We start from the raw sequence: 21,917 nt of genomic DNA on the forward strand, positions 1-21,917 counted from the left end.
GGTTGCACAACGCGTCACCGCGCTCGGCAGGAGCGCGGGTCGGCACTGCGGCGTACGGACCGGGCCGCAACGCGGCACTGCTCCCGTTTTACCTGCGACGACGCGCTCGCGCCTGCCGAGCGGCGGGCGGGCACCGGCGGGAGGCGCTGTGGGGAAGCTCTCAGCGGCCCGGACGCACGGCGAGGGCCGCCCCACCGTGCGTGGTGGGGCGGCCCTCGCGCTCACCCGTCCGGGCGACGGAGCGGCTCGCGGACCGGGGGTCCGGGCCGCTCCGGGCGCCTTCGGCTGCCGGGCGGCGTCAGTCCTGGCCGCCGGGGGTCGGGGTGTTCTTCTGGATCTGGAGCAGGAACTCCGCGTTGGACTTCGTCTGCTTCATCTTGTCCAGCAGCAGCTCGATGGCCTGCTGCTGGTCCAGGGCGTGCAGCACGCGCCGCAGCTTCCAGACGATCTGGAGCTCCTCGTTCGCCATGAGGATCTCCTCCTTGCGGGTGCTGGACGCGTCCACGTCCACCGCGGGGAAGATCCGCTTCTCGGCGAGCTTGCGGTCGAGCTTGAGCTCCATGTTGCCGGTGCCCTTGAACTCCTCGAAGATGACCTCCTCCATCCGGGAGCCGGTCTCCACCAGCGCCGCGGCGAGGATCGTCAGGGAGCCGCCGTCCTCGATGTTCCGCGCCGCGCCGAAGAACTTCTTCGGCGGGTACAGCGCCGTGGAGTCCACACCACCGGAGAGGATGCGGCCCGAGGCGGGCGCGGCGAGGTTGTAGGCGCGGGCGAGCCGGGTGATGTTGTCCAGCAGGATCACCACGTCGTGCCCGAGCTCCACCAGCCGCTTGGCCCGCTCGATGGCGAGCTCGGCGATGGTGGTGTGGTCCTCGGCCGGGCGGTCGAAGGTCGAGGAGATGACCTCGCCCTTGACCGACCGCTGCATGTCGGTGACCTCTTCCGGACGCTCGTCGACCAGGACGACCATCAGGTGGCACTCGGGGTTGTTCCGGGTGATCGAGTTGGCGATCGACTGGAGCACCATCGTCTTGCCCGCCTTGGGCGGGGCCACGATCAGACCGCGCTGGCCCTTGCCGACCGGCGAGACCAGGTCGATGATCCGCGGGGTGAGCTGGTTGGGCTCCGTCTCCAGCCGCAGCCGCTCCTGCGGGTAGAGCGGGGTGAGCTTGTTGAACTCGGAGCGGCCCTTGCCGTCGTCGGGCGTCATGCCGTTGACCGAGTCCAGGCGGACCAGCGCGTTGAACTTCTCGCGCCGCTCGCCCTCCCGCGGCTGGCGCACCGCGCCGGTGACGTGGTCGCCCTTGCGCAGGCCGTTCTTGCGGACCTGGGCCAGCGAGACGTACACGTCGTTCGGCCCCGGCAGATAGCCCGAGGTGCGGACGAACGCGTAGTTGTCGAGGATGTCGAGGATGCCCGCGACGGGGATCAGGACGTCGTCCTCGGCGATCTGCGGCTCGAAGTCCTCGCGGCCGCCGCGGCGGCCCCGCCGGTCGCGGTAGCGGCCGCGCCGGCCGCGGCGGCCACCGCCGTCGTCGTCGAAGCCGTCGTCACGGCGGCCGCCACCGCCGCCGCCCTGGTTCTGCTGGCCGCCACCGCCACCGCCGTCGTTCTTGTTGCGGTTGCGGTCGCGGTCGCGCTGGCGCTCGCGCTTGGAGGGCCGGTCCTGCTGCTGCTTGCCCTCGCCGGAGGAGCCGCCCTTGCCGTCCTTCTCGGAGCGCTCGGGCCGGCCGTCCCGGTTGTCCTTGCCGTCCTGCTTGCTCTCGGCGCCGGACCGGCCGTCCGTACGGCCCTCGGCGCCGTCGGCCTCGCCCTTGCCGCGGCGGCCGCGGCCGCCCTCCTGGGCCGCCTTGGCGTCGCCCTCGGTCTGGCCGGGGATGTCGATCTGGCCCTGCCCGTCCTGCTGTGCGGACTCGGGCTCGCCGGTGCGGGCCCGGGAGGTGGCGCGGCGCTTGGGCTTGGCCTCCTCGGCGCCGTCACCGCCGGACGTGGCGTCCCCGGCGTCGGCGCTCTTGGCCGGCTTGGCCTGCTTGCTCTCGGCGGTCTTGCCGCCCTTGTCCGAGGCCGCGGGCGCGGAGTCCGAACTTCCGCCTGCCTGGCGCTCCTTGATGACCTCGATCAGTTGGCTCTTGCGCATCCGCGCGGTGCCCTTGATACCGAGGCCGGAGGCGACCTGCTGGAGCTCGGCCAGAACCATGCCCTCCAGCCCCGTGCCGGAGCGCCGTCGCCTGGGTGCGGCACCGGAGGCAGGCGTGGCGGATGCGTCCGTGGCGGGCGCCGCGGCACCGTCGGCGGCGGTATCGGCGTTCACGCCCATCAGATCGGTGGTGTCGCTCACGAAGGGTCCTTCCCTGGAGCGGACGTCGGCCAGTCTGGCTCGGCGACCGGTTGTGCTGTCCGGCTGCGGTCCGGTCTGTGCGGACCTGGCCGGGGCGGTGGTCCCGCCTGGATGTACGGCGGGCAGATCAGTACGTGGGTTCGGCGTGAAGCCTCGACATGGATGTCCTTCACGTCGGCTCCGGAGCGTGTTCGCCGCTGCCCGGCAACGGCCCGAGCAGTGTGGGAGGCTCCTGGAAGAAGAGGTGGTCCCTACTGGAGCTACCAGGGGAACACGCAAGCACCGCACTCTTCGGACCATCACACTTACCTGTGCGAAGCCCACGAGACTGCACGTGCAGACTTGAGGTTAACACTACCGGATCCAACAAACATTCCCCCTCTCGAAGATCCGCAACCCGCTGTCACCGGGACCCGCTGTCCGTGCCTCCCGGCGCGTTCCCGGCCTCGTCAGGACCGCTCCGGGCCCCGGCGGAGAGCGGCAGGACGCTTGCGCCGTCCAGGTCGAGAGCCAGCCGGTTCGCCGTCCAGCCCTCACCCGCCAGCCTGGACACCTTGTCGGCCTCGCCCTCGTCCGAGGCCAGCGCCAGGACCGTCGGGCCCGCTCCCGAGATCACGGCGGGGACGCCCTCGCTGCGCAGCCGGCCGACCAGATCCGCGCTCTCCGTCATCGCCGGGGCCCGGTACTCCTGGTGCAGCCGGTCCTCGGTGGCGGCCAGCAGCAGCTCCGGGCGGCGCGTCATGGCTTCCACCAGCAGCGCCGCGCGGCCCGCGTTGAACGCCGCGTCGACATGCGGCACGGTGCGCGGCAGCAGCCCCCGCGCGGTCTGCGTGAGCAGGGGCTGGGCGGGGACGAAGACCACCGGGACGAGGGAGGCGGCGGGCGCCATCCGCAACGCGCGGGCCGCACCGCCGTCCGTCCAGGCCAGGGTGAAGCCGCCGAGCAGGCAGGCGGCGACATTGTCGGGGTGGCCCTCGATCTCGGTGGCGAGCTCCAGCAACGCGGTGTCGTCCAGCCGGGCCTCGCCGCCGGTGGTCACGGCGCGGGCCGCCATCACACCGGCGCAGATGGCGGCGGAGGAGGAGCCCAGGCCACGACCGTGCGGGATGCGGTTGGCGCACACCACCTCCAGGCCGCGCGGCTGTCCGCCCAGCAGGTCGAAGGCGGTGCGCAGGGAGCGGACGAGCAGGTGTTCCTCGTCCCGGGGCAGGGCATCGGCGCCCTCGCCCGCGATGTCGATGTGCAGACCGGAGTCGGCGACGCGGACCACCACGTCGTCATAGATCCCCAGGGCGAGACCGAGTGCGTCGAAGCCGGGGCCGAGGTTGGCGCTGGTGGCGGGGACACGCACTCGGACGGCGGCGGCGCGGAACGCGGGACCGGCCATCTCTCGATGACTCTCCTTGGTTTGGGTGTGCGGAGCATCCCCTCGACCGCGGCTGGGCCGGACCGGTCACGGCTCCGGGCACACCCGTGGCGGGGACGTACGGGAGTCGGGGTGAAACTCAGCCTATCGAAGGTGGGTTCACTGGCGACATAGGGCGCACGGGAGGCGCACGATGCGTGTCGTAAGCCTCTCCGTGCTTCCGCGCGGTACGCGTCCGTACCGCGCGCCGAACCTTCCCGCCCCGGAGGGGGGACCGGCCCGGGTGGACCGGTCGGGGTGGGCGGTTCGGTCGAGACCCGCACCAGGGGTCTGCCCCGGCGACCACCCCGGGGAAACCCGCGGAGCGGATCCGGTCCAGAACTCGGGGGCGGCGCCGGCACGGCGGACCGCACCGGCCGGCGGCACTGCCGCGTCAGACCAGGCCGAGGCGCTCGGCGGCCGCGTCCGCGTCGACGGGTACCACGATCGGCTGCGGCGCACCCGCCACGGCCCAGTCCGGGTCCTTGAGTCCGTTGCCGGTGACGGTGCAGACGATGCGCTGCCCGGGATCGACCCTGCCCTGCTCGGCGGCCTGCAGCAGACCCGCGACCGAGGCGGCCGAGGCGGGCTCCACGAAGACACCCTCCTGCGCGGCCAACAGCCGGTAGGCACGGAGAATCTGACGGTCGGTCACCGCGTCGATGAATCCGCCGGACTCGTCGCGCGCCTGCTCGGCCAGGGTCCAGGACGCCGGGTTGCCGATCCGGATGGCGGTGGCGATGGTGCTCGGCTCCTTGACGGCCTCGCCCCGCACGATCGGCGCCGCGCCCGATGCCTGGTAGCCCCACATCCGCGGGGTGCGGGCGGCCGGACCGTCCTGCCGGTACTCGCGGTAGCCCTTCCAGTAGGCCGTGATGTTACCCGCGTTGCCCACCGGGAGGACATGGATGTCCGGCGCGTCGCCGAGCATGTCCACGATCTCGAACGCCGCGGTCTTCTGCCCCTCGATCCGCACCGGGTTGACGGAATTGACCAGCGCCACCGGATACTTGTCCGAGAGCCCGCGGGCCAGCTCCAGGCAGTCGTCGAAGTTGCCGTCGACCTGGAGGATCTTCGCGCCGTGCACCAGCGCCTGGCCCATCTTGCCCAGCGCGATCTTGCCCTGCGGCACCAGCACGGCGCAGACCATCCCGGCCCGCACGGCGTAGGCCGCCGCCGAAGCCGAGGTGTTCCCGGTGGAGGCGCAGATGACGGCCTGGGCCCCCTCCTCCTTGGCACGGGTGATGGCCATCGTCATCCCGCGGTCCTTGAAGGACCCGGTGGGATTGGCTCCCTCCACCTTGAGGTGCACGTCGCAGCCGGTCAGCTCGGAGAGCTTCTGGGCCGGCACCAGCGGCGTGCCGCCCTCACGGAGGGTGACGGGCGCGGTCCCGGGCGCCACCGGCAGCCGGTCCCGGTACTCCTCGATGATGCCGCGCCACTGCGGGCGCCCCGCACCGGGCCCGACGGCGGGCGCGGCTGAAGCACCGGCGTCGCCGGCCTCCCGCATCTGTGACATCGCAGGCTCCATGACGGTCACTGTTCCTCGGCTCCCTTACTGACCATTGTCCGACGCTGCCCACCCCGCCGGGCTGCTCGCGCCGCGTGCCGCACGCCGCGGCCGCACCCTCGCGCCTTCCCGTGTCCGGCACCCCGCGCGTTCCCGCGGGCGGTGCCCGGCACGCTCACTCCCCCTCGACCCGCATGATGCTGGCCACCCCGCGCACCGTGTCGAGGCCGCGGAGCGCCTCGACCGTCGCGCCGAGCGCCGCGTCCTGAGCACGGTGGGTGACCACGACGAGCCAGGCGCCGTCGTGCGGACCCTCCTTGCCCTTCTGCCGCACGGTGTCGATGGAGACCCCGTGCTCGGCGAAGACCATCGCCACCTGCGCCAGCACACCCGGCTTGTCGGCGACATCCAGGCTGATGTGGTAGCGGGTGACCACCTCGCCCATGGGCGAGACGGGCAGCTGCGCGTAGGCCGACTCGCCGGGACCCCGGCCGCCGCTGAGCTTGTTGCGGCAGGCGGCGACCAGGTCGCCCAGCACGGCGGAGGCGGTGGGCGAGCCTCCCGCACCCGGACCGTAGAACATCAGCTGCCCCGCCGCCTCGGACTCGACGAAGACGGCGTTGTACGCCTCCCGTACCGAGGCCAGCGGGTGGCTGAGCGGCAGCATCGCGGGGTGCACCCGTGCGGTCACCGAGCGGCCGTCCGCGGCCCGCTCGCAGATGGCCAGGAGCTTGACGGTGCAGCCCATCCGTTTCGCGGAGGCGATGTCGGCCGCCGTGACCTCGGCCAGGCCCTCGCGGTGCACATCGTCCAGCCGCACCCGGGTGTGGAAGGCGATACCGGCCAGGATGGCGGCCTTGGCGGCCGCGTCGAAGCCCTCCACGTCAGCAGTGGGGTCGGCCTCCGCGTAGCCGAGCGCGGTGGCCTCGTCCAGCGCCTCGCTGTAGCCGGCGCCGGTGGACTCCATCCGGTCGAGAATGAAGTTGGTGGTGCCGTTGACGATGCCCAGCACGCGGTTGACCTTGTCACCCGCCAGGGACTCGCGCAGCGGGCGCACCAGCGGGATGGCGGCGGCCACGGCCGCCTCGTAGAAGAGATCGACGCCGTACTTGTCGGCGGCCTCGTGCAGAGTGGAGCCGTCCTCGGCCAGCAGTGCCTTGTTCGCGGTCACGACGCTGGCGCCGTGCTCGAAGGCCGAGGTGATCAGGGTCCGGGCGGGCTCCAGGCCGCCGATGACCTCGACCGCCACATCGATGTCCGCGCGCGCGGCGAGCGCCGCCGCGTCGGTGGTCACCAGCGCCGGATCGATGCCCGCGCGGACCCGGTCGGGACGGCGCACGGCGACCCCGGCCAGTTCGACCGGGGCGCCGATACGCTGCGCGAGGTCCTCCGCGTGCGTCGTCATGATGCGTGCCACCTCTGAGCCGACGACCCCACAGCCCAGCAGCGCCACCTTCAGCGGACGCGTACGCATCATCTGACCTCTTCTTCTCGACTCATTCTCGACTTCATCTGGTGCGGGCCGCCTTCCGGCCTGCCGCACCCGGCGTTTCGTCCCGTCAAGTCTCACTTACCGATACGGAGATTCCACGCCTGTTCCAGTATGTGGGACGTATATCTCGCTAACCGACATCGAGCCGCAGGAGATCCTCCTCCGTCTCACGCCGCAGGATCGTCCGCGCCTGCCCGTCCCGCACCGCGACGACCGGCGGCCGCAGCGCGTGGTTGTAGTTGCTCGCCATCGAACGGCAGTACGCGCCGGTCGCGGGCACGGCCAGCAGATCACCCGGCGCCAGATCGGCGGGCAGGAACGCGTCCCGCACGACGATGTCACCGCTCTCGCAGTGCTTGCCGACCACCCGGCTGAGCATCGGCTCCGCCGCCGAAGCCCGCGAGACCAGCGCCACGCTGTACTCCGCGTCGTAGAGCGCCGTGCGGATGTTGTCCGACATCCCGCCGTCCACGCTCACATACGTCCGCAGCCCCTCCAACTCCTTGAGCGTGCCGACCTCGTACAGCGTGAACGCCGTCGGCCCCGCGATGGCACGCCCCGGCTCCACCGAAAGCCGCGGCACCGCCAGCCCCGCCGCCTCGCACTCCCGGGTGACGATGTCCCCCAGCGCCTTGGCGATCTCGTGCGGCTCACGCGGATCGTCCTCCGGCGTGTAGGCGATCCCCAGCCCGCCGCCCAGGTCGATCTCCGGCAGCTCCACCCCGTGCTCGTCCCGGACCCGGGTCAGCAGCCCCACCACGCGGCGGGCCGAGACCTCGAAGCCGGCCATGTCGAAGATCTGCGAGCCGATGTGCGAGTGGATCCCGGTCAGCTCCAGGCTGTCCAGCATCAGAACCCGGCGCACCGCCTCGGCGGCCGGTCCCTCCCCGGCCTCGGACGAGCCGCCACCGGCGAGCGCCAGCCCGAACTTCTGGTCCTCGTGCGCGGTCGCGATGAACTCGTGCGTGTGCGCCTCGACACCGACCGTGACCCGGATCTGCACCGGCTGCCGCCGCCCCAGCCGCGCAGCGGTGTGCGCGACCCGGGCGATCTCCTGGAACGAGTCCAGCACGATCCGCCCCACACCCGCCTCCACGGCCCGGTGGATCTCCGCGTCGGACTTGTTGTTGCCGTGCAGCGCGATGCGCTCGGCGGGCATCCCCGCAGCCAGCGCGGTCGCCAGCTCGCCGCCCGAGCACACGTCGAGGTTCAGCCCCTCCTCGTGCAGCCAGCGCACGACGGCCCTGGAGAGAAACGCCTTCCCCGCGTAGTAGACGTCGGCATCCGGCCCGAAGGCGTCCCGCCAGGCGCGGCAGCGGGCCCGGAAGTCGGTCTCGTCCATCACATACGCCGGGGTGCCGAACTCCTCGGCGAGGCGGCGCACGTCCAGGCCGCCGACCGCGACGGCGCCCTCCGGCGTGCGCTCGACGGTCTGCGCCCACACGCGCGGGTCGAGTGAATTGAGATCCGCCGGAGGCGCCGTGTAGTGGCCCTCGGGAAGAACGTCGGCGTGCCGGGGCCCTGCCGGGTGTGCGGAACGGCTCATGATCGTGTCCCTGTGTCCCTGGATTGCGAAATGTCTACAGATGCGCGGGTGCGCTGACGCCGAGCTGGGACAGGCCGCCTGCCAGCACCGCTCCGGTGGCCTCGGCGAGAGCCAGCCGCCCGCGGTGCGCGGCCCCGGGTTTCTCCTCACCGCGGGGCAACGGCGGACACACGTCGTGGAAAGCGGCGAACGCCTGGGCGACGGCGTCCAGATGCCGCGCCAGCGGCCCGGCCGCCGTGAGCCGCGCCCGGTCCGCGAGCAGCGCCAGCAGCCGGGCACCCGCGGCCCCGAGCGGCACCGCGCTCTCCACCTCCGGACGCAGTCCGAGCCGGCGCCCGTTGCGCAGCAACGAGCAGACCCGGGCGTGCGCGTACTGCACCCGGAAGAGCGAACTCGCACGCTCGGTACGCACCGCGAGCACCGCCGGATCCTCACCGGTGGCCGCGGCCCAGCGCGGAATGTCACGGGCGGGGACGTCGGTCGGTGCGACGGGCGGTGCCACGCTGTCGGCCGGGGCGGTGGGCGGTGTCCCGGCCTCGGTCGGTGTCCGCCGGTCCGCGGACCGGTTCGGCTCCGCGGACGTGGTCGGAGCTGTGGACGTGGTCGGAGCTGTGGGCCCGGTCGGGGCTGCGGCCTCGGTCGGCCCGCTCTCCGTCAGCGCACGGAGCAGCGCGACCCGGGCCTCGTTCGTCAGGGTGACGTTCACGAACCCGCCGCCGACGACCTCGGCCCCGCCGACCGCGCCCACCTCCCCCTCGAGGCGCGCGCACAGCTGCTGCGCGATCTCCCGAGCGGGACGGCCGCACGCTGCCGCGACCTGGAAGGCGACCCCGGTCGCATAATCACCGGCGCCCCGCTTGGGCGGGGACTCCACCACCACACGTACGCCACCGAAGAGAGCAGCATCACCCACAGCCCCCTCCCCCACGAAACGCTCGGCCTCACCATCGGGCAGCGCATGAGGCAGCACGCGCCGGATGGTGCGGGAGAGCTGGGCGGGGGTCACAGAGCAAGCGTATGGGAGGTGGGGTGGGTCCGCGCGAACCGGTTTCGGCAGCTGGGACGTCTCCCCGGACCCCGCCGACCCCGCGCTCACACACTGCGCCGAGCCGACGACACACGGCATCAGGACGAGGAGGAGAGCCGCGGAGTACGGAACACGGGAACGCACGGCCGTCCGCCGGGTCCGTCAAGCACTCTCGCGTCCGCCCCGAACTCCGGCGCCGTGGCGGCACACGCTCAGGGACCTCAGTGCTCGACAGTCTCGGAAACCTCGGAGACTTCGGAGACCCCGTCGGCACCGCCGAAGGCATCGGGAGTCCCACCGGACACTCTCCCCGCGGAACCGCCATCCTCGGCCCCGGCCGCTCCGGGTCTCCCGAACGTCAGCCGGTGCACCATCTGCACCAGATCCGCGGGCTCGAAGGGCTTCCCCAGGAACGCGTCCACGCCTCTCTCACCGCCGACCACACCCCCGCCCTCCAACTCGGTGCACGCGCTCACGAGCGCGAGCGGCAGGTGCCTCGTACGTGGATCGGCCCGCAGCCGCTCCGCAGTACGGACCCCGTCCAGACGCGGCATCACCGCATCGAGCGTCACGACATCAGGCCGCACGCGATGCACCACGTCCAGGCACTCGGCACCGTCGACTGCGGTCACCACCTCGAAGCCCTCGAGCTCGAGGTTGACCCTGATCAACTGCCGGATGACGCTGCTGTCGTCCACAACAAGCACCCGGCCGGACATACCTGGCACACCCAGAAGCGTAGGCGCGCCCCTCCACCCGCGTCCGGGATTTGCCCATTTCCACCCCTGCTCCCACCCACCCGCACAACGCGTTCCGTCCCACCCGCAGTGACCTGGTAGTGTTCTACCTGTCGCCGCCCAGACGGCCACGCCCCCGTAGCTCAGGGGATAGAGCAACGGCCTCCGGAGCCGTGTGCGCAGGTTCGAATCCTGCCGGGGGTACTTTGAACGAAGTGCCGAAACGCCCTGTGACCAGGTTGGATGCTGGTTGCGGGGCGTTTGTCGTTGTGCAGCCGGATGCGACTGCGAGCCGCTGTTTGTCGGTGGTCGCGGCGTATCCGCGGGATGGATTCGGTCCCGTTTCCGCAGGTCAGAGCCGACGCATGAGAAGGCCCCCGGGATGACTCCCAGGGGCCTGACGGTAGCCGTTCAGCTCTCGGTTCTCAGCTCTCAGTCGGTCTCGCTCGCGTCTCCGGTGTCGGAACCGTCGTCCCAGAGGACGTCGATCCGTTGATTGGCTACGTGCTGCCGACCGTCGAGGCACTTCGCGTAGCGGGTCAGCAACACGTCCACGCTGTTGCCCGCACGCTCCGCGACCTCGGCCGGATCGACTCCCGCGTTCAGCCAGGAGGAGAGTGCGGCGTGCCGCAGGTCGTACGGCGTACCGGCGAGCGGTGAAGCGACCTGTTCCGGGGTGAGGGCCAGGGCGCGCGCTTCCTCCCAGGTACGGGAGTACGAGGACGAGCCGATGACGCCGCCCCGCTCGTTGAAGAACAGCCGGCCGTCTTCGGCCGTGCCGAACTCCGCAAGGTGCTTGCGGACGATCCGCACGAGTTGCGGCGGCACCGGCACGGGCCGGACTTCGTCCTCCGAACGGTTCTTGAGCCCACGGTGATCATGGACCTTGCCAGTCCCGGTCCACCGCTTCCCCACTGTGGGACGCGTCTTGTGCAGGATGAACCGCCCCCATCCCTTCTCCGGCAGTTCGCAGTCCTGGAGACGGAGGCCGACCGCTTCAGCCGGCCGCAGCCCGCCGTAGTACATGCAGGCGAAGAGCGCGACCATCCGACGACCCCGCGCCCGCTTGTAGAGGCCCACGTACGACAGCGCGGTCAGCAACTCACGAGCCTGTACGGGATTGATCACGACCCGGCGGTCCACCTCTTTGGCGAGCTTCGGTGGCTTCCACTGCACGGACGCCACGGGATTCTCGTTCAGCTCTCCGACCTCGACCGCGTACCGGAGGACGTTGGACAGGACGGCACGCTTACGCCGTACCGTCTCCGGGGCGGCCGGAGTGCCGTCCAGCTTCAGCGTGAGCGCGTTGAGAACGCTGCGCATCACAGCCGGACTCTTCAGGTCGGCAAGCGGCAGCGATGCTTTCGCCACCCAGGCGAGCGCGTTGCTCACCTTGGCCGGTGGTTCTTCCTTGTCCTCGTTCGACCCGTGCACGAACGCCCAGCCCCGCAGCGCCTTACGCAGCGCCGGATCCGCAGGCCGACCAGGCTTCTTGCTCACGAGGACCGTGCTCACCAGCGTCAGCGTCTCGTTCATGCTGTCGCGCGAGTTGGGCGCTGCGTGCGGCCACTTCATCGCGAGGTACTTCAGTGCGAACTCGTACCAGGTGAGGGAAGGAGCCGCTTCGACCAACGAGTCCGGCAGGCCGGTATCCGTGTCGAATCCTTCCCCTGCCCGAGACGCCTTGACGAGGCCGGCCCGGAAGCTGTCGGCCAGGGCCTTGGTGCGGAACGTCTTCGAGAACGGTTTCCCGGCCACCTTCCACCGCACCTCGTAGGAGGGCCGCTTGCTCGACTTGTTCCGCCGGATCTCCCAGACCCGCACGTCTTGTGACTTCATACGACCTCCTCCTCACGACGCCGGAGCCATGCAGTGAATTCACTGCGCCAGACGCGGATCTCACCGTTCGGCAGCTTGAGCGACGAAGGGCCCTGCCCCACCTCGCACCAGCGGTAGAAGGTGCGCCGGGAAACACCGCCCAGTTCGGCCAGAACTTGCGGAACGGTCATCAGCTCATCAGTGGCCATGTCCGTCACCGCCTTCCCGGACCGAGGCCGCGAGCAGGGCCGCCTCCGGGCTGTAGCCACGCCCCGCGTACCGCCACTGGCCGACGAGGACCGCGTCCCGGTCGTCCAGGCCCAGCGCCGACCGCTGTTCGCGCGCACGGTGCTCCGCGCGGGCCGAGCGCAGGGCGCCGAGGGTGGTGGAGTAGTGGCGGGACTTGGTCGAGAAGTGGCCCCGGTAGCCGAGCATGTGTGCCCAGCGCCGCAGCCTCAGCTCTTCGAAGGAGGGCAACGCGCCGAGCCACCAGCAGGTGCCGATCATGCGGAGCACGTGATCGCGCACGGGCAGCGTGGCCAGGTCCCTGCCGTGCCGGATACGCCCGTCGACGGCCCCGGCCGACTCGGCCCCTTTGGTGGCGTACTTGGCGATGTAGCCCGCGACCGCCGACGAGGACAGGCCGTCCGCCGACTCGGCCGCCGGAACCGCACGGATGTCCAACTGCCGGCCGAACCGCAGGACGCGCGAGCCGACCACGTCGGCCCCGTATGCGACGACCCGCACCCGGCCGACCGCTTCCCGTACGGCGTCCGCCAGGAGACCCGACGTTGCCCAGTGAGGAGGCGTCTCCCCCGACCCCTCGGGGCCGTCGAGACGGACGACGGCATGGAAGTGCACGAGGCCCCGCCGCTGGTACTCCGCCACCTTCGCGTACGAGAGCCGTACCGCGTCCGCCAGCGTCGAACGGGACAGCCCCGCACGCCGAGCCAGCACTCGCCGAAGCTCCAGCGTGAAGCGGTGCCACAGCTCACCGGATTGGGCCTGCCAGAGCACGGCGCCGGCATAGTCGTAGCAGCGCGGACACAGCGGCTCACCGAGTCGCGGATCGTCCGCCGCATGACGGGTATGGCACCCGACCGGAGCGCCATGCGGGCAGCACTCCCCCGCCTTCCGCGGACGGCAGGCCAGCACCCGGCCGCCCCGCTCACACCGCGAGTGGACGGGACCGAAGCTCGGAGCGGTGAGGGTGGCGAACACCCGAGGGTGCCCGCTCACCGATTCCGCGACCGCCTTACCGCCGACCAGCCCGGCCCGGATGAGCTGGTACGTGTCCGCACGATAGAGCTGAGCGCAGGTCGGACAGACCGTCGCCCGGCGGTTGCCGCACGCGACCAGGAGCCGACCGCCGAGCGCTTCCGAGGTGTACGAGTGGAGCGCCGCCCCCGTTGCAGCGTCCACGTACGCGGCGGAGCCGACGAGGTGAACAGGGTTGGTGCAGCCGCCGAGGCGGAGGACGCTCCGCCGCCAGCCGTCGAAGTCCGACCTCCCGGCGCGCTCGACAAGGGCCGCGACTGCCTCACTGGCCTCCGTCATCGGCCACCCCCGAACGCTTGCCGCATCACTGCGGCGATGGCTTCCGGCGGAGTCTTCGCGGAGAAGCGCAGACTCGGGTCCGTCAACCAGAGCGAGGCTGCGTGCGCAGGGCAGACGCGCCGCTCAGCGCCCTCGCGGTCGGCCAGGACCACCTGTTCGGAACCTTGGCACTTCAGGTGAGCGTCGTCCTTCAGGTCGCACCAGGGGCGGCGCGACGGTTTGCGCGATCGATGCGCAGTGGACAAAGTGAGACTGCTCCTTTCACTGCTGACGTAGCGGATGGAGTGGGTTCCTGACGGGGTCGGGTTTGGCGACTTCGCGCCCCGTCGGGAGCCGTTTTTCATGGAGATCATTTGGGCGACTCCTCCCTTCAGCTCAGTTGGCTGAGGAGTCCGCCGAGGCCGTCCAGGACTCCCTGAACGACAGGCCCGGCCCCGGTCTCGGCCAGGAGAAAACCGAAGGTCGAACAGATCAGCACCTCGGCCCACCGGAAGTACCGGATGCGCAGCAGGAACCAGATCAGGAGGCCGAGCAGCACCACGGCGGATACGGAAAAGATCACGGGAATCCACCCCCTCTCTCACTCGTTCTCTTCGCCGTCGAGTCGTTCGAGCCGTGCCCTGGGAACGTCGTCCGCCGAGGTTCCGCCCCCTGCTGTGACCAGCTCCGGCACGTGGGGCGTGAGGTGCGCATACTCGGCGGCAACGCGCTCCGCTTCCGTCTCCGAGACCAGGTGGGACCGGGCACGGTCCCAGCCGTCGGCCGAGGCGAGCACCGCCGTACCGGCCTGTTCGGGTGTGATCGACTGCGCCGCGTGCAATGCATCGGGGTTGAGGTCACCGAGCGCCATTTCCGCCGTACCGGGGTCGGCCACCCGGTGGCAGACACGGCCGGCGAGCTGAGCGCGGAGGGCCGTGACGCCCGGCCCGAGATCCGAGCCGACCCGTTGCCCGGCGACGACGAGGAACACGCCGAGTGCCGCTCCGAGTTGCGCCAGTCGGATGAGAGCCGTACTCGCCGCCTGTGCTTCTTCCTTCTCGTTGCGGCTGGCGACCAGGAACAGCTCCGCCAGCTCGTCCACGATCACGACAATCGGCACGGGCCGTTCGTCCTCCGGCAGCCCCCAGACGTTCCGGACCCGCGCAGCGCGGCAGACCGTCATCCGGTCCAAGGTCAGGTCGACCAACGCGCCGAGGAGCTTGACCGCTTGTGCCCGGTTGGTCGCCAGCGCCGACAGCCGAGGACCGTAGAGCGAGAGTTCCATCCCGCCCTTGCAGTCGATGCCGACCAGCGCGACGGGTTGCCGAGCGAGGCCCGCAACCAGGGCATTGATCAGCGTCGACTTGCCGGACCGTGTGGCGCCCACGATGAGCCAGTGCGGTACTTGCCGCAGGTCGACTACCCACTGAGCACCGGTCTCCAGCGCCCCGACGGCAACGCGCAGCAGTCGCCCCGCACCCCGCTGCTTGGGCATCTGTGGCGCCTTGAGCGGATCACTGGCCGAGGCCACCACCCGAACGAGACCGGGCTTCCACGTCGTCACGCGGACCGCGTGCACTTCCCAGTCGTGCGCCATGGCTGGAGCCGCCTTGACGAAGTCCTCCGGCACCTACCCCGGCAGCAGCCGGACGAGGAACCAGAAGCCGCCACGAGTCGGCCGTATGAGTCCTCGGTGAGGCACCCGAGGTTGTGGCGGAGCGGAACCGTTGCCGACGAGCCCGGAGACGACCATCAGCGCCGCCTTACGGCTCACCGCCAGCCCGCAGCCGGCCATCAACGGCCGCCAGGTCCGCACGACCCGGACGCACGCGACCGGAAACCCGAGGCACACCCACCAGGCCACCGGATAGCGCCGGCGCAGGGCCGGGCCCGCCAGAAGCAGACCCGGCACCAGCACTGCGGCCACCACAAGCACCCAGCTCGACGAGGCGGAGCCCGCAGAATTCGCGGAGGCCAGGGCGATCACTGTCCGGCCCCCTTCCCGGACGCCGTCGCCGCCGAGCCGGACGCGGACGAGGCTGCCGGAGCCGTCAGGGGCTTGATCTCGGTCGCCCGGAACGAGACCCCGTGCCGCCCCTCGTTCTCCCACGGCGTGGCCACCAGGTCCCGGACCTGAACGGGCACCCCGTTCTGAACGCCCGACGGCTCCCCCGGCACGTTCACCGTGACGACGTCGGCCGACCTCCCGGACATGAGGCAGAGGCCCACCTGATAGACGGTCTGGCCGGTGTCCCGGTCCACCCGGACCTGCCCGGTCTCCCGGTTGGCGATGCGCGGCGTAGGGGCTACGGCGCAGATGATCCCCGTGAACTTCGCCGTATCGATCGGTAGAGCTACCACTGTCTGAACTCCTTGTCTGTCGCAGCCGAAGGCCCTTCCTCCAGCTTGCTTGACAACCCGTACTACGGGTTGCGGAGAGTCTAGAGTGGCCACCCGTAGTACGGGTTGTCAACCGTGTTGGGATGAGAGACGCTGTACGCGCTGACGACGAGCCCGAGAACCGGAGACCCGATGCCGAAGCAGAAGCCGCACGAGCAGCAGAAACAGCCCAAGTACCGCCAGATCGCGGACTACTTGCGTGCCGGCATCATGGACGGCACCTACCCCTCGGGCCAGCCGCTGCCGTCGGAGGAGACTCTGGCGAAGCAGTTCAGCGTCACGCGCCCGACCGTGCGCCAGGGCATTGCAGAGCTACGAGCTTCCGGACTTGTCGAAGTCATGGCCGGTCGCGGCGGCTTCGTCCGCTCCCCCCACAGCCGCCCCAGCCTCACCCGCCCACGCGGAGTCCGCCGCGAGCCGGACGGCCGCTACGTCGAGGCCGACGGCATCCGCTGGACCAACGCGGAAGAACCCACAGCCACGCGCACGGACGCCCCGGTCGCACTGGCGGACCTACTCCGCGTGCCTCCGGGCGAGCCGCTGTTCACGTACGACGTGCTCCAGACGGCCGAGGGCAGCCCCCTCCGCCAGCTCCACCGCACCTACGTGCCGTTCTCCGAACTGGTCGGCACCAAGTTCGAGGAGGAGCCCCCGCCTCCCGTGCCCGAGCTGTACGAAGCCCTGTCGGCCCTAGGTCACGAGCTCCACTTCACGGAGCACGTCCGCACCCGCATGCCCCTTCCAGACCAGGCGGAAGCGCTGCGCCTCCCGGATGGCGTCCCGCTCCTCCAACTCCTCCGAGTCACACGGAACGCTGACGGCCGACCGCTCGCCCTAGAAGAGCTGCACCTGCCGGGCAACGACTTGGAGCTGACGTACCCCCTCTGAGCAGATGTGGCTCAGACCTTCTCTACGTCTTCAAGGCCCGCGCACGGCGCGGGCGCGCGCCTCTGCGGCGCGGCCTGCCTCGTGTCTTCGCCCCGGCTGGCCGCGCCCGGCGGCTACGGGCATGAAGCGGGAAGACGCCCTCTGTGGCTGGGGCGGTCGGCTCCACGGCTTTAGGTGCCACTTGGGGGCGAGCCTCTAAGATCTTGGCCCAAACGTCGGCTTTAACGGGCAGGTCTACAGACTGCCCGACTCGCCATCAGCTTACTGGGCCAAAATCGCTCGCCCCAAAGCATCTCCAGCCCAAAGCCACTCCACCGACCTAGTGACGCCTACTGGAACCGATTCACCAAGGTGATGATGGATTGCCCCACCGCCTCAAGCGTCTGCGGACCCACCCTTTGGTAGAAGCGGTTATCGTAGGTTACCGGCTTGCCGATAGCAGCTGGCTCAAGACGCCACAGCAAGTAGCCCTTGTATCGGAAAGGAGCGAGCGTGCGGGCGAGGGCTTCAGCGAAATCAAGGTCGAGTTTAGAGGTCTTGATCCGCTGGGTTAGTTCGCGCCACAACTCATCTACCGTCTTCTTCAGGGCAGACAATTCGTGCTGAGTTCCGGTTACGAAGAATTCTTCGTATGGCAATGGCTTGATCTTCGCGAATTGCTCAACGGCTGAGGCGTCGGCCGCGTCGTCAGCAACGCCGATGAAGATCACGCCTTTGCTGTCATGACCGTAATTCGCCATGGCGCTCGCAGTGCGTAGGATCTTTGCGAAGCTGGCATCGTCAAAGACTGCGCTGTCGTTGATGCGGCAAAAACCCTGTTTGAGCTCGAAGAGAGATTCTTCGGTCAGGGCCATGGAAAGCGCAGCCTCGAAGCGTACTGAGTGATCTTTCAGGTGAGTACTCTTTGCGTCCGTCTTTGGTTTGAAAGCCGGACGAAGAGCGGCTTTGGCCATCTCAAGTAGTTGAACCTTGCGTTCGGAGCCCCAGTCGCCACCTCCTGAAGGAATTTTCAAGTCTCCGTCCCAAAATCCGTTAAGGATGGAGAGTAGATCTTTACTGCTCTTCAGTTCGAGACTCTCGTCGTGCAGTAGCTGGTTGATCGCAACGAAAACCGCCTGGAAGTGCCTCGGGACACCTCTGTAGTTGGCCTGCGTGACGGTGAGGGCCGCGAATGGCTTACTTGACTTGTGGAGCGCATTCTGGATGAGTTCCAGCGTATTTACGAAGCGGTCTTCTAGTTCGCTTTCGCCAAGCGAAAGGATGCGCCGATGAACTACATCGACGCTTGTAACCGCGCGGTCGTTCTCGATGCCGTAGGCGGAGTCGCGATACCTCAGACCTGTAGCTGCTGGCCGCTCAAGCATCAGATCCAAAAGAATATCGAGAATTAGTTCCTCGTCTCTTGACTCTCGAACGGACTCACGAGTCAAGATGCCCTGCTTCACCCAGAAGATGTTTTCGACGAAGATACCGTAGGGTAGATCGTGATTCGTGATGCTGATCTTTGCCATTCCGGAAAGTGGCACGAAATCAGTGAACGAAGCGTCACCACGGACAGTAGCCGCAAGTTCTCGAACCATCGTGGCAATGGTTTGCGTGGCCCCGGCCTGTCGAATCTCGTGTGGGCTAAGGTGTCGTCCACTGGAGTTGATGCGGCGAAACACCTCGTCTACCGACTCGTCACTTGCTGACCGATAAATGGATACAGGGAGCCTGTAGTTGGCGATCTTTCGGCACACTTCGCGATCAAGTACCGGAGTTTTCTGTTTCAGCTTGCCGCCGTCAAGGCGAATTTTCGTATCTGCGAGGGTTGCGAGGTCGAAGTACTCCCCATTCAAGGGAAACTCGTTCTCGATAAACGAAAACACGGAGTTGAGTCGTTGAAGGCCATCGATCACTTCGAGACGCCCAGAGTGCTCTCCCGATGACTCAGCCAAAAGGATCAGTGGGATCGGGAGTTTCTGCGCGACAGAGTCGATTAGGCGCTCCTTTTCCTCCACTCCCCATACGAGCTTCCGCTGGTAGCGCCGATTCACCAGGAACTTCTCGGATGTGTAGTCGTTGTAGAGCTGCTGAATACTCTCGCCCTCAACGGACAACTCAGTGCTGGTCTGTGTCGGCATCCGAGGCTCCCATCCTCTGTGATGGCCGTGAGAATAGCGTGGGCCCGTGCAGGCTGGGTACTGACTGCCCACGGGGAGCTCGGACCGGCGAGCCTGTAACCAAGGTGGTGGAGAGTGAGCCCGACCCTGGGCCATCCGAGGTCAACCAACGCTGACAGGCGGCGCCCATGGGTGACCGCTCCCACCCTGCCCCGGCCTGGGGTACCCGTGTGGACCTGCGACACTGGGAAGGTCATGCCTAAGCCCGGAGAACGGAGCTCCCCGGAGACGCTGACATCAACGAGACGGGACAGCAGCAGACCTGAGCAGCCTACATATCCCCGCGGTGCCTACCAGGCTTAGGGACCAGCGCCACCAGGCCGAACCTCCTAAAGCGGGTATTAGCGCTGCTTCTGGCTTTGCCGTCATGTGACATCTGCACCCCCTAAGCGTTGTCCCGTAAATGATCTTTGACGTGCTGGATGGTCTGCCGTTTCTCCGTCATCCGGCGAGGGTGAGGTTGTGCAGGCGGGCTATGCCGAGCATGGCGTGGTGGACGCCGTCGCCTTTGAGGCGGCAGTCGCGGAGGATCTTCCAGGTCTTCATGCGGGCGAAGGCGTGCTCGACACGGGCTCGGACTCTGCGGTGTGAGGTGTTGTGTTCCTCTTTCCATGCCTCGAGTTCGCTCTGGCCGTGTTCGTGGCGGTGCGGGATGACCAGGCCGGTGCCCCGGTAGCCGCCGTCCGCGATGACCGTGGTCTGGCCGACGGCGGCCTTCGCGCCGGACAGTTCCCACGCCTTGCAGTCGTTGCGGTTGCCGGGCAGAGGGCGGCCGACCGCGACGACCAGTCGGGTGTCCGCGTCGATGATGACCTGGTGGTTGGTGGAGTACCGGTAGTTCTTCGACTGCTCGGCGACGCTGTGGTCGCGGGTGGGGACCAGGGTGCCGTCGACGATCAGCACGGTGTCCTTGCGGAACCGCTTACGCTGCTGGAGTGCGAGCGACGGACCAAGGTGGTCGATGATGCGGTCGGCCGCGGACTTCGACACCCCGAAGAGCGGCGCCAGCTGGCGCAGGGTCAGGTTCGTCCGCCAGTAGGCGGCGACCAGAAGCACGCGGTCCTCCAGCGGCAGACTCCACGGGCGGCCCTTGCGCACCGGATCCGCACCCTCGCGCCGCAGCGCGGTGATCAGCTTGCCGAACTGGCGCGGGCTCAACCCGCTGAACGGGGCTATCCAGGAGGGCTGCGACGCCGTGATCACACCAGACACAGCAAGATCATCTCACCCCTGACCAACAGTTACGGGACAGGTCTTAGACAGCTCAGCTGAGCCCGGTGGCCGCCGCGCGGGGCATACGCGCGCCTGATCGTTCGGCGTTCCCGCCGTCGTCGCGGGCTTTCTCCGTTTGAGGTCAGTGCAAGTGGGCCGTTGCGGTACAGCAGCGGAGTACGGCAGCCCCCGCAACCACAGGCAGCCCGCGCCCGCAGGAGCCCCGCCCCAGGCCCCAGCCGACCACCAACAACCCGGCCCGTAGGTCGGGACGAAGAGGTCGTGCCAGGTCGTACGGGGAATGGCAGGGAGCAGCAGGTCAGGCCGTCAGGTCTCACAAACTGCTTCGCCGCAGCTCAGCACCGCAACCACGCTTGAAAATCAATGCTTCCCAAATTCATCGCTCAGCAGATACGGAGGTGGCTCGTCGTTCGGCTCGGGCTGCGGCGCTGGGGCGCCGGTCCCGGCCGACGACGAGCCACCTGTACTGCCCGGCAGGCTTGTTCGCCGGACAGTGCTATGCCGCAGAACTGCCAGCGGCACCTCCGAGTCCCGGCCGGCCGCCTTCCTGCCATGCTATCTCCGCCGTGAGCCCAGTCGTCAGCAAGTCGGCCAGCAGCCGCGCCGCGTCCGGGCGAACGGCGCCGAGGGTAACGACGCCGTCCCCGAAGACGTTCACGTCTGCCTTGAGCCCCGGCAGGTCCACCTCCAGGCCGACAGCGCGCAGCACCTCCGCGAGGCCGTCCGCAGCGCGCTTGCCTTCCGCCCAGCCACGTACGTAGGCCACACCGGGGGTGAGGCAGTCCGCAGGTCGAGCGCATACGCCCTTGGGGTCCGTCACGTCGTCCACCTCATCCGCTCTGCTCAGTCGTTCCGCTGCTGACGGCCGTTCGTGCCCGTGCCCGGCACGTCGTACGTGCTCCCCAGCGCGCGCCGCAGCAGCTCCGCCAGCCGTTCGGCCGTCTCCGGCGAGATGCGGCCGAGTTCGATCAGCCCGTGCCCGAAGGCGTTCAGGTCGGCACGCAGGTACGGGAAATCGCGTTCCATCCCCGCAGCGATCAGTACGTCCCGGAGCCCGGCGACCGCGTCCCGCGCCGCGTACCACTCCTCGCTGTCGAGTGGGGACCAGCTCGCGCTGTCGCTGCTGTGTTCGTGGTCAGCCGGCATGGGTGGCTTCCCCTTCCGCGGAGGCGGCCGTCTGCTCGCGGCCGTACCGGTCCGCCCGAGCCACGACAGACGACGCGGCGACGAACATCGCGGCCAGCGCAGCAATGCGCGAGGGGGACGCTTCCGGTCGACGCATCGGAGCCCGGAGCCAGATGTAGCGATCCCCTGTCAGCGGCATCGGCCCGGGGACGACCACTACCGAGCCCTCACCCAGATAGCGGTACTCAGGTGCTTCGTCCGTCGACTCCTGCTGGACCATGCGGCGGAACGGCTCGCGCGCCCAGGTGGGGACGAAGAAGCCGACTTGGCCGGAGGCGCGGTCCGCCATCACGGGCCCGAGCGGCATACCGTGGCGCTGGAGTTGGTCGAAGGTCTCCAGCCCGACCCGCTGTCCGACCACGACGACGTCGAAGAAGCGCCCAGCCGGGAACGCGTAGGGGCGTCGAGGGTCAACCAGCCAGGCTTCCCGGCACTCGTCCGGGTCATCGGCTGCGCAGGAGATCCACTGAACTCCCCTTCTTGTCATCATCTGCACGTCGAATCACCTCAGTTGGTCCAGCCCCAGCCGTTTGGCCGCGTTGGAACCACCTTCGGACGCACCGCCCTGAGCTGGGCAGATGACGAGAGGTGACGGGGGATGACGTGCCCTCCAGCCCCGCGTCACCCTGGATCATCTGCC

The 21,917-nt window shown here is 69.1% G+C and carries 20 protein-coding genes and 1 tRNA gene; 2 read left to right on the plus strand and 19 right to left on the minus strand.

The genetic code is table 11. The features are described 5' to 3' along the window. Nucleotides 1-298 precede the first annotated feature (298 nt). From rho to P2424_RS24110, 7 genes are all read right to left on the minus strand, one after another. Nucleotides 299-2,338 carry a transcription termination factor Rho gene (rho, locus tag P2424_RS24080; protein WP_276477806.1) on the minus strand — a complete coding sequence of 680 codons (2,040 nt, stop codon included), beginning with the start codon at nucleotides 2,336-2,338 and terminating at the stop codon, nucleotides 299-301. Nucleotides 2,339-2,741: 403 nt separating this feature from the next. Next, on the minus strand, nucleotides 2,742-3,725 hold the full coding sequence (gene thrB / locus P2424_RS24085) for a homoserine kinase (protein ID WP_276477807.1): 984 nt from the start codon (nucleotides 3,723-3,725) through the stop codon (nucleotides 2,742-2,744). Nucleotides 3,726-4,137: 412 nt separating this feature from the next. Beyond that, the gene (gene thrC, locus P2424_RS24090) at nucleotides 4,138-5,253 is read right to left on the minus strand and encodes a threonine synthase (RefSeq protein ID WP_276479105.1); all 1,116 of its coding nucleotides are present in this window, start codon (nucleotides 5,251-5,253) and stop codon (nucleotides 4,138-4,140) included. A gap of 175 nt (nucleotides 5,254-5,428) precedes the next feature. Further along, complete coding sequence (locus tag P2424_RS24095) at nucleotides 5,429-6,727, minus strand: homoserine dehydrogenase (protein ID WP_276479106.1); 1,299 nt, start codon at nucleotides 6,725-6,727, stop codon at nucleotides 5,429-5,431. Nucleotides 6,728-6,875: 148 nt separating this feature from the next. After that, nucleotides 6,876-8,291: a diaminopimelate decarboxylase gene (gene lysA / locus P2424_RS24100; protein ID WP_276477808.1), complete on the minus strand. Its 1,416-nt coding sequence runs from the start codon at nucleotides 8,289-8,291 to the stop codon at nucleotides 6,876-6,878. 34 nt (nucleotides 8,292-8,325) lie between these two features. Beyond that, entirely contained in the window at nucleotides 8,326-9,297 is a 972-nt protein-coding gene (locus tag P2424_RS24105) for a DALR anticodon-binding domain-containing protein (RefSeq protein WP_276477809.1), read from the minus strand. Between the two features lie 242 nt (nucleotides 9,298-9,539). Next, nucleotides 9,540-10,037, minus strand: a complete 498-nt coding sequence (locus P2424_RS24110; RefSeq protein WP_276479107.1) for a response regulator — start codon at nucleotides 10,035-10,037, stop codon at nucleotides 9,540-9,542. A 150-nt stretch (nucleotides 10,038-10,187) separates the two neighbouring features. On the opposite strand from P2424_RS24110, the gene P2424_RS24115 reads away from it, so the two are divergent. Beyond that, nucleotides 10,188-10,259 (plus strand) — tRNA-Arg (locus tag P2424_RS24115). 228 nt (nucleotides 10,260-10,487) lie between these two features. Here P2424_RS24115 and P2424_RS24120 read toward each other — a convergent pair. From P2424_RS24120 to P2424_RS24150, 7 genes are all read right to left on the minus strand, one after another. Further along, nucleotides 10,488-11,894: a tyrosine-type recombinase/integrase gene (locus P2424_RS24120; protein WP_276477810.1), complete on the minus strand. Its 1,407-nt coding sequence runs from the start codon at nucleotides 11,892-11,894 to the stop codon at nucleotides 10,488-10,490. Next, nucleotides 11,891-12,082: a helix-turn-helix domain-containing protein gene (locus tag P2424_RS24125; RefSeq protein WP_276477811.1), complete on the minus strand. Its 192-nt coding sequence runs from the start codon at nucleotides 12,080-12,082 to the stop codon at nucleotides 11,891-11,893. Before P2424_RS24125 ends, P2424_RS24120 begins: the two co-directional genes overlap by 4 nt. Then, on the minus strand, nucleotides 12,072-13,430 hold the full coding sequence (locus tag P2424_RS24130; RefSeq protein WP_276477812.1) for a replication initiator: 1,359 nt from the start codon (nucleotides 13,428-13,430) through the stop codon (nucleotides 12,072-12,074). Before P2424_RS24130 ends, P2424_RS24125 begins: the two co-directional genes overlap by 11 nt. Nucleotides 13,431-13,800: 370 nt before the next feature. After that, nucleotides 13,801-13,992 carry a hypothetical protein gene (locus P2424_RS24135; protein WP_276477813.1) on the minus strand — a complete coding sequence of 64 codons (192 nt, stop codon included), beginning with the start codon at nucleotides 13,990-13,992 and terminating at the stop codon, nucleotides 13,801-13,803. Nucleotides 13,993-14,010: 18 nt separating this feature from the next. Continuing rightward, nucleotides 14,011-15,006, minus strand: a complete 996-nt coding sequence (locus P2424_RS24140) for an FtsK/SpoIIIE domain-containing protein (RefSeq protein ID WP_276477814.1) — start codon at nucleotides 15,004-15,006, stop codon at nucleotides 14,011-14,013. Between the two features lie 33 nt (nucleotides 15,007-15,039). Further along, nucleotides 15,040-15,396, minus strand: a complete 357-nt coding sequence (locus P2424_RS24145; protein ID WP_276477815.1) for a hypothetical protein — start codon at nucleotides 15,394-15,396, stop codon at nucleotides 15,040-15,042. Next, on the minus strand, nucleotides 15,393-15,770 hold the full coding sequence (locus tag P2424_RS24150; RefSeq protein WP_276477816.1) for a hypothetical protein: 378 nt from the start codon (nucleotides 15,768-15,770) through the stop codon (nucleotides 15,393-15,395). Before P2424_RS24150 ends, P2424_RS24145 begins: the two co-directional genes overlap by 4 nt. Before the next feature lie 171 nt (nucleotides 15,771-15,941). Here P2424_RS24150 and P2424_RS24155 point away from each other — a divergent pair, with 171 nt between their 5' ends. Continuing rightward, the gene (locus tag P2424_RS24155; protein ID WP_276477817.1) at nucleotides 15,942-16,697 is read left to right on the plus strand and encodes a GntR family transcriptional regulator; all 756 of its coding nucleotides are present in this window, start codon (nucleotides 15,942-15,944) and stop codon (nucleotides 16,695-16,697) included. A 329-nt stretch (nucleotides 16,698-17,026) separates the two neighbouring features. On the opposite strand, the gene P2424_RS24160 is transcribed toward P2424_RS24155, so the two are convergent. From P2424_RS24160 to P2424_RS24180, 5 genes are all read right to left on the minus strand, one after another. Beyond that, complete coding sequence (locus P2424_RS24160; RefSeq protein WP_276477818.1) at nucleotides 17,027-18,820, minus strand: DUF262 domain-containing protein; 1,794 nt, start codon at nucleotides 18,818-18,820, stop codon at nucleotides 17,027-17,029. Between the two features lie 480 nt (nucleotides 18,821-19,300). After that, nucleotides 19,301-20,071: an IS5/IS1182 family transposase gene (locus P2424_RS24165; RefSeq protein ID WP_069990551.1), complete on the minus strand. Its 771-nt coding sequence runs from the start codon at nucleotides 20,069-20,071 to the stop codon at nucleotides 19,301-19,303. Between the two features lie 517 nt (nucleotides 20,072-20,588). Beyond that, the gene (locus tag P2424_RS24170; RefSeq protein WP_276477819.1) at nucleotides 20,589-20,912 is read right to left on the minus strand and encodes a hypothetical protein; all 324 of its coding nucleotides are present in this window, start codon (nucleotides 20,910-20,912) and stop codon (nucleotides 20,589-20,591) included. A gap of 23 nt (nucleotides 20,913-20,935) precedes the next feature. Then, nucleotides 20,936-21,238 (minus strand): hypothetical protein, encoded by a 303-nt coding sequence (locus tag P2424_RS24175; RefSeq protein ID WP_276477820.1) that lies wholly within the window; start codon nucleotides 21,236-21,238, stop codon nucleotides 20,936-20,938. Beyond that, nucleotides 21,228-21,767 carry a bifunctional DNA primase/polymerase gene (locus P2424_RS24180; protein WP_229377217.1) on the minus strand — a complete coding sequence of 180 codons (540 nt, stop codon included), beginning with the start codon at nucleotides 21,765-21,767 and terminating at the stop codon, nucleotides 21,228-21,230. Before P2424_RS24180 ends, P2424_RS24175 begins: the two co-directional genes overlap by 11 nt. Nucleotides 21,768-21,917: the final 150 nt, after the last annotated feature.

The sequence above is a fragment of the Streptomyces sp. WMMB303 genome (assembly GCF_029351045.1).
Taxonomy (GTDB): Bacteria; Actinomycetota; Actinomycetes; order Streptomycetales; family Streptomycetaceae; genus Streptomyces.

What these genes read in the sequence shown, in the direction of transcription:
- thrB (WP_276477807.1), bottom strand. Translation starts at nt 3,725, where the DNA reads ATGGCCGGTCCCGCGTTCCGCGCCGCCGCCGTCCGAGTGCGTGTCCCC.
- thrC (WP_276479105.1), bottom strand. Translation starts at nt 5,253, where the DNA reads ATGCGGGAGGCCGGCGACGCCGGTGCTTCAGCCGCGCCCGCCGTCGGG.
- P2424_RS24095 (WP_276479106.1), bottom strand. Translation starts at nt 6,727, where the DNA reads ATGCGTACGCGTCCGCTGAAGGTGGCGCTGCTGGGCTGTGGGGTCGTC.
- lysA (WP_276477808.1), bottom strand. Translation starts at nt 8,291, where the DNA reads ATGAGCCGTTCCGCACACCCGGCAGGGCCCCGGCACGCCGACGTTCTT.
- P2424_RS24110 (WP_276479107.1), bottom strand. Translation starts at nt 10,037, where the DNA reads ATGTCCGGCCGGGTGCTTGTTGTGGACGACAGCAGCGTCATCCGGCAG.
- P2424_RS24120 (WP_276477810.1), bottom strand. Translation starts at nt 11,894, where the DNA reads ATGAAGTCACAAGACGTGCGGGTCTGGGAGATCCGGCGGAACAAGTCG.
- P2424_RS24125 (WP_276477811.1), bottom strand. Translation starts at nt 12,082, where the DNA reads ATGGCCACTGATGAGCTGATGACCGTTCCGCAAGTTCTGGCCGAACTG.
- P2424_RS24130 (WP_276477812.1), bottom strand. Translation starts at nt 13,430, where the DNA reads ATGACGGAGGCCAGTGAGGCAGTCGCGGCCCTTGTCGAGCGCGCCGGG.
- P2424_RS24140 (WP_276477814.1), bottom strand. Translation starts at nt 15,006, where the DNA reads ATGGCGCACGACTGGGAAGTGCACGCGGTCCGCGTGACGACGTGGAAG.
- P2424_RS24155 (WP_276477817.1), top strand. Translation starts at nt 15,942, where the DNA reads ATGCCGAAGCAGAAGCCGCACGAGCAGCAGAAACAGCCCAAGTACCGC.
- P2424_RS24160 (WP_276477818.1), bottom strand. Translation starts at nt 18,820, where the DNA reads ATGCCGACACAGACCAGCACTGAGTTGTCCGTTGAGGGCGAGAGTATT.
- P2424_RS24175 (WP_276477820.1), bottom strand. Translation starts at nt 21,238, where the DNA reads ATGCCGGCTGACCACGAACACAGCAGCGACAGCGCGAGCTGGTCCCCA.
- P2424_RS24180 (WP_229377217.1), bottom strand. Translation starts at nt 21,767, where the DNA reads ATGATGACAAGAAGGGGAGTTCAGTGGATCTCCTGCGCAGCCGATGAC.